This is a genomic window from Coprococcus intestinihominis (genome assembly GCF_040096555.1).
GTDB lineage: Bacteria > Bacillota > Clostridia > Lachnospirales > Lachnospiraceae > Coprococcus_A > Coprococcus_A intestinihominis.
On record NZ_JBBMEK010000188.1, the window covers coordinates 1 to 6,573 of the forward strand.

Below are 6,573 nucleotides of genomic sequence, written 5' to 3' on the forward strand. Positions count from 1 at the left end.
CAGTTTTTCAGCATTGATTCTTTTCGTGAGCCGACCTCTGTCTATTCTGCAGACAGGTGTCTGGTTTTCTTTTGCAGCGGTGCTGTCTATTGGCGTTCTCTGGCCAGCCATAGAGAAATGTATTCCATGGCAATATGCAAAGACCAGGAATTATAAAATAGAACATTTAAAAAAGTCCATGGGGGTAAAGACAACGATAAGAGAATGGATAGAAAGAATGATACGTTATATAGGCCCATCCGCAGCAGTGACAATAGGAACACTTCCGTTGACGGCATTTTGTTACGGCGCAGTCCCGCTAGTCGGCTTTTTTATGAATCTGCTTGTATTGCCGCTGATGAATCTGTTTGTACCAATGGCCCTTGGCGCAGGCGGTGTCAGTTTACTTTCGATCAGCATGGCCGGATTTTGCGGCGGAACGTTGCATTTCATTTTGCAGATTAATCGATTTTTGTGTGAGAAAATGCTTATTATGCCTTTTTCGGTATGGAGAACAGGCGTGCCGCCGTCAGCGTGGCTATTGATAGACTATGGATTGATGATCGGATTTGCGCTGCTGGCTTTGCCGGAACACAAATGGTTTAAGCATACGGATATCGGAAAAATATTGATTAAAAAGAGTTGGCTGCTGATGTTGGCCGGTCTGTTTATTTTAATTCCCATCAGAAAAATGTATCCGATGGTGGCGTTTATCGATGTGGGGCAGGGTGACGGCATATTTATGCGTACAGCCAATGGGACAACATGGCTGATCGATGGCGGCAGTTCGGATGTCCAAAACGTTGGAAAATACAGAATCATTCCTTTTATGAATTATTATGGAGAGAAAAGCATTGATTATGCCTGTGTGAGCCATGGAGATCAGGATCACATATCCGGTGTTCGGGAACTTTTGCTGGAGAAGAAGATTCTACATCTTGTATTGACAGCGGTCTCCGAAACAGATGAGACCGTTAGGGAACTGGCTGATCTGGCAGTGTCAAATGGTGCGCAAGTCATCTATATTAATGAAGACACCAGGTGGGAGAGCGGCGGCTGGCAGTTTTGGTGCCTTTATCCCGGGCGGGAAGCAAAAGAAAAGTCTGAGAATGATCAGTCCATGGTGCTGCGGGTGAATGCTTTCGGTACGACATTTTTATTTACCGGCGATATCTCAAGTGAAGTGGAGAATGTCTTGGATAAAGACGGAATATCCGATGTGGATGTTCTCAAAACAGCGCATCATGGTTCCGGATATTCCAGCAGTGAAGAATTCTTGAAGGCATCAAAGGCGAAGATGGCCGTTATATCCTGCGGAAGAAAAAACAGATACGGACATCCGGCGCCGGAAACGCTGGAACGGATGCAGAAAGCCGATATGCAGGTCTATATAACAATGAAGACGGGAGCGGTGATAATGCCCTGCAAAAAAGGAAAGTTTCTTCTACAGACATGGTTGAAATAAGACAGAAAAATGTGGTACACTCATAACAGTTGACAAATGGAGGCGTTTATGAAGACATTAAACGAACACTTAAAAACGAAAACATTTAAGAATGTTTATTTATTATATGGGGATGAAGCTTATCTGCGCAATCAGTACAGGGATAAGCTGAAGAAAGCAATGATCAACGAGGGCGATACCATGAATTTTTCCTGTTTTGAGGGCAAGGGTATTGATGAAAAGGAACTGACAGCCATGGCGGATACCGTTCCTTTTTTCAGTGATTACCGGTTAATCATTGTAGAGAACAGTGGATTTTTTAAGACGTCGGGTCATGAGACTCTGGCAGAATATATGAAACATATTCCTGAGACGACATGTATTGTTTTTGTGGAATCTGAGGTGGACAAGCGAAGTAAGCTTTTTAAGGCTGTTTCATCGACGGGATATGCGGCGAACCTGACAATGCCCGGGGATAAACAGCTGATGCTGTGGCTCGGAGGAATTGTTAAGAGGGAGAACAAACTGATTCAGGAACAGACGATGCAGTATTTCCTTCAGTTGGTGGAGCATGATATGAATGGCATGCGCCAGGAGATGGAGAAGCTCATTTGTTATGTGGGGCATCGTCAAGTGATTGAAAAGGCAGACGTGGATGCGGTCTGTTGTGTGTTTGTAGAGAACAAAGTTTTTGATATGATCAGTGCTGTGGCTGAGAAGAATCAGAAACGGGCAATGCAGCTGTATGATGACCTGGTGGCCTTGAAAGAACCGCCTATGCGTATTTTGTATCTGATGATCAAACAGTTTAATACGCTGTATGAGGTCAGGGATCTTGCAGTGAAGGGATATCCGGCATCGGCAATTGTGGAGAAAACGGCAATTCGGGATTTTATCGTGAAGCGGAATATTTCTCTTGGAAGACATTTTGAGATTACTGCACTCAGAGAGGCCGTGGCATATGGAACGGAGCTGGAAGAGGAGATCAAGACCGGAAGGATTACGGACCGCCTGGCTGTAGAGCTGATGATACAAAAGTACAGCAGGGCATAATGATAAAATGGCTGTGCATGGTGTGCAGCCATTTACCATTTGGAAGAGAATAGGCCGCATGCATGCTTTTGCGTCACTATTTGCATAAAAAAAGAAGTGTACTGAGGGTTTGTACACTTCTTTTAAGTTTATCTTTACAGATATTAGTTCATCTTATTAACAGCAACTGTCATTCTTCCGATCTTTCTGGAAGAAGTGTTCTTGTGGTAAACACCTTTGGATGTTGCCTTGTCGATGACGCTTGTTGCGTTTAATAAAGCAGCCTTTGCAGCTTCTTTATCACCAGCAGCGATAGCAGCATCTACTTTCTTAACAGCTGTCTTAACACCTGATTTAATCATTTTGTTTCTTAAAGCCTTTGTCTGATTAACAAGGACTCTCTTCTTTGCAGATTTGATATTAGCCAATTCGTACACCTCCAAACGATAATCATTTTATAGATGTGTTATGCATTAACCCGGACACGGACGTCTAATGTAAACATACTTCTATATAATATAAGAGCAGACAAGATTTGTCAAGTATAAAAATAAAAAAGATTGCAAAAAATTAGTAGGGAAGGTGTGAAAAAGATAGAATCAGATAGGAGCTTGATATGGATTTTGTTAATGAGAATATGCACAGTGATCTGGTGATTGAGTATGCGGAGCGCTTTTATAACAGCAGTGAGCATGACGGGCAGCAGCTGCCGGGAGTTGAAATAGAGGAAACGGTTGATCCGGACTACCGGATTAAAGTGATAGATGTGAAGATTGTCGATGCAGAGGGAGAAAAGGTGATCGGAAAACCCATGGGAAGATATATTACAGTTGAGGCGGTGCATTTGCCGGATGGGAATGATGACTATCAACAGGCTGTTACAGGGGTATTGTGCCGTCAGCTGCAGAAGCTGCTGCCGGATCTGAAAGATAAAAAAATTTTGGTGGCAGGTATCGGAAATCGGGAGATCACACCGGATGCCTTGGGGCCCCTTGTTGTGGAACATTTATTTATTACAAGGCATCTGTTTGAAAAATACGGCAGGGATTCGGTGGTTGTGAAGGATATGGGGAATGTATGTGCGGTGATCCCTGGGGTTATGTCACAGACGGGCATGGAAACGGCGGAGATACTGCATGGACTTGTCAGAGAGGTTCATCCGGATCTGTTGATTGCGGTGGATGCACTGGCAGCGAGAAGTATACGAAGGCTGGTAACCACCATTCAGCTGACAGATACAGGGATCCATCCCGGAGCCGGCATCGGCAATAAACGCTATGAATTGTCGGAAAGAAATTTGAGAATTCCAGTAATTGCCGTAGGCATGCCGACGGTCATTGATGCGGCAACAATTGTGGCAGATACGATGGAGTCACTGATAGGGGTCCTTCATCAGAATGAAATGCTGAAAAAAGCGGTGAAAGTGACCGAGCAGTTTAATCATGAAGAAAATTACCTGCTGATGCGAGAATTGATGGAACCGCAAATGTCAAATTTGTTTGTTACGCCAAAGGATATAGATGAAGCCGTAGGAAGAATCAGCTATACCATCTCTGAGGCATTCAATTCCCTGTGCCATCGATTATAATAATCTGTCTGTTTGTGAATATACTGTATAGAAGTGGACAAAGACAGAGAATCGGCTGACAGCAGGGGGGCATGTATGAAGTTAAAAAGGACAGGACTGGTGCGGGTTGGTGCCTGGATATTGACTGGATTACTGGCAGCTGATATCGGGCTGCAGCTTGGTGGAGTTGAGATTGGGAGCAAATGGGAATGGAGAGAGATGGGACGCAGGTTTTCTGAAAGACTTCTCAAAGGTGCCGTCAATCAGGCGAATCTTGCAGCCTTTTATTATGACGGCAAACAAAAAAAGTATAGGGTGGCGGAATATATGCCGTCACCGGAAGATCTGGAGGCTGTTGCAGAGGAAAATACAGCGGTGCTTCTGGAGGATATGGCCGGGGAGAATTCGGAAGCTGTCAGGAAGGCACAGGAAGATAGTGAAAGAGCAGAAACAGAAAGTGAAGCCGGAACAGAATATGTAGAAACGTTGGTCGGTGTCCCTACAGGAGAAATTTATTCGGAAAAAGCATTGATGGATTATGATTTCCTTTTGGGACATTTCTATACAGTGGATCCGACAACATTGGCAAATAGCAAGCTTATTAACGGAACAGATCTGCTGCAAAAGGATCTTACCATTGATTTGGATGGAGCAGAACCAAAAATTTTGATTTATCATACACATTCCCAGGAAGGTTATGCAGACAGTGAAGCGGGCAATGCGGATGATACAGTGGTAGGTGTGGGAGAACAGCTGAAAAAAGTGCTGGAGGAAAAATATCATGTGGCAGTCTGCCATGATTTATCTGTCTATGATATGCAGGACGGCAAAGAAGACAGAAATAAGGCTTATTCCCAGGCAGCAGTGGCTGTGCAGAATCTATTGGATGAACATCCTTCAATAGAAGTGACGGTCGATTTACATAGAGATGGGGTTCCGGACAATGTGCATCTGGAAACGGAAATAAATGGAAAGAAGACGGCAAAGATTATGTTTTTAAATGGCTTGTGCAGAAATTCGAATGGTGATGTCAATGATTTTGCACAAAACCCGAATTTATCGGACAATCTGGCTTTCAGCCTTCAGCTGCAGTTGAAGGCGAAAGCTTATTTTCCTGAACTAGTACGTCACATTTATCTGAGGGCTTATCGGTATAATCTGCATTTCAAGCCGCGTTCACTGCTTGTGGAGGTGGGAGCCCAGAACAATACTGTTGCAGAAGCCAAAAATGCTATGGAACCGCTGGCAGATATCCTGTATGCGGTGCTTTCGGGAAAATAACCTGTTGTACATTTTTGGCTGTGTATGCTATACTTATTCCAGTGAAAAAGCAGGAGGAATGTAAAGTGCATATAGATCAGAGTAAAATAAGAAACTTTTGTATCATTGCCCATATCGATCACGGCAAATCAACACTGGCAGACCGCATCATTGAGAAGACAGGTACTCTGACCAGCCGTGAGATGCAGGCACAGGTACTGGATAATATGGAGCTTGAGCGTGAACGTGGTATTACGATTAAGTCCCAGGCTGTACGTATTGTATACAAAGCCAAGGATGGCGAAGAATATATTTATAACCTTATAGACACACCGGGACATGTGGATTTTAATTATGAGGTTTCACGAAGTCTGGCAGCCTGTGATGGTGCCATTCTTGTTGTGGATGCGGCACAGGGTGTTGAGGCACAGACATTGGCCAATGTCTATCTTGCGTTGGATCATGATCTGGACGTGATGCCGGTCATCAACAAGATCGATCTGCCGAGTGCGGATCCGGACAGGGTTGTCAGTGAGATTGAAGATGTCATCGGTATTGAAGCTGAGGATGCGCCGAGAATTTCAGCAAAGAATGGACTTAATATAGAAGATGTTTTGGAACAGATCATTGTGAAGATCCCGGCACCGACAGGCGACGAGAATGCGCCGTTGAAAGCACTGATTTTTGACTCTGTTTATGATCCTTATAAAGGGGTTATTGTATTTTTCAGGGTGCGTGAAGGCAGGATCGCCAAAGGTACGAAGGTACGGATGATGGCGACGGGGGCAGAGTTCGAGACAGTGGAAGTCGGTTATTTTGGCGCCGGCCAGTATATTCCGTGTGATGAGTTGTCGGCAGGTATGGTTGGTTATATGACCGCCAGCATCAAGAACCTGAAGGAGACAAGAGTCGGTGATACGATCACCGATGCGGAGAATCCGTGTGCAGAAGCTTTGCCGGGTTACAAGAAGGTGAATCCGATGGTTTACTGCGGCCTCTATCCGGCAGATGGTGCCAAGTATCCGGATCTGAGAGATGCGTTGGAGAAGCTTCAGCTGAACGATGCTTCCTTATATTATGAGCCGGAGACATCGGTGGCTCTTGGATTTGGTTTCCGATGCGGTTTCCTTGGCCTTTTGCATCTGGAGATTATTCAGGAACGTCTGGAAAGAGAATACAATCTTGATCTTGTCACAACGGCGCCTTCCGTTGTTTATCGAATCCATAAGACTAACGGCGAGATGATTGAACTGACGAATCCGTCGAATATGCCGGATCCTTCAGAAATAGA

Annotated in this window: 6 protein-coding genes; 5 read left to right on the forward strand and 1 reads right to left on the reverse strand. The window is 44.6% G+C overall.

Annotated features, from left to right (window positions below; genetic code table 11):
- Both WMO25_RS12975 and holA read left to right on the forward strand, forming a co-directional pair.
- Positions 1-1,444 (forward strand): ComEC/Rec2 family competence protein (locus tag WMO25_RS12975; protein WP_349085637.1); only part of this gene is annotated, 1,444 nt, incomplete at its 5' end.
- A gap of 48 nt (positions 1,445-1,492) precedes the next feature.
- Positions 1,493-2,476: a DNA polymerase III subunit delta gene (gene holA / locus WMO25_RS12980; protein ID WP_349085639.1), complete on the forward strand. Its 984-nt coding sequence runs from the start codon at positions 1,493-1,495 to the stop codon at positions 2,474-2,476.
- A gap of 143 nt (positions 2,477-2,619) precedes the next feature.
- Here holA and rpsT read toward each other — a convergent pair whose 3' ends face one another.
- A complete protein-coding gene (gene rpsT / locus WMO25_RS12985; protein ID WP_349085640.1) occupies positions 2,620-2,883 on the reverse strand; it encodes a 30S ribosomal protein S20 in 264 nt (87 codons plus the stop codon).
- Positions 2,884-3,071: 188 nt separating this feature from the next.
- Here rpsT and gpr point away from each other — a divergent pair, with 188 nt between their 5' ends.
- The 3 genes from gpr to lepA form a co-directional block, all read left to right on the forward strand.
- Positions 3,072-4,043: a GPR endopeptidase gene (gene gpr / locus WMO25_RS12990; RefSeq protein WP_349085642.1), complete on the forward strand. Its 972-nt coding sequence runs from the start codon at positions 3,072-3,074 to the stop codon at positions 4,041-4,043.
- Positions 4,044-4,118: 75 nt separating this feature from the next.
- Complete coding sequence (gene spoIIP / locus WMO25_RS12995) at positions 4,119-5,303, forward strand: stage II sporulation protein P (RefSeq protein WP_349085643.1); 1,185 nt, start codon at positions 4,119-4,121, stop codon at positions 5,301-5,303.
- A 65-nt stretch (positions 5,304-5,368) separates the two neighbouring features.
- A partial coding sequence (gene lepA / locus WMO25_RS13000) for a translation elongation factor 4 (protein ID WP_349085644.1) occupies positions 5,369-6,573 on the forward strand: 1,205 nt, incomplete at its 3' end.

Coding starts and splice junctions, on each gene's coding strand:
- spoIIP (WP_349085643.1), top strand. CDS start 4,119: ATGAAGTTAAAAAGGACAGGACTGGTGCGGGTTGGTGCCTGGATATTG.
- holA (WP_349085639.1), top strand. CDS start 1,493: ATGAAGACATTAAACGAACACTTAAAAACGAAAACATTTAAGAATGTT.
- gpr (WP_349085642.1), top strand. CDS start 3,072: ATGGATTTTGTTAATGAGAATATGCACAGTGATCTGGTGATTGAGTAT.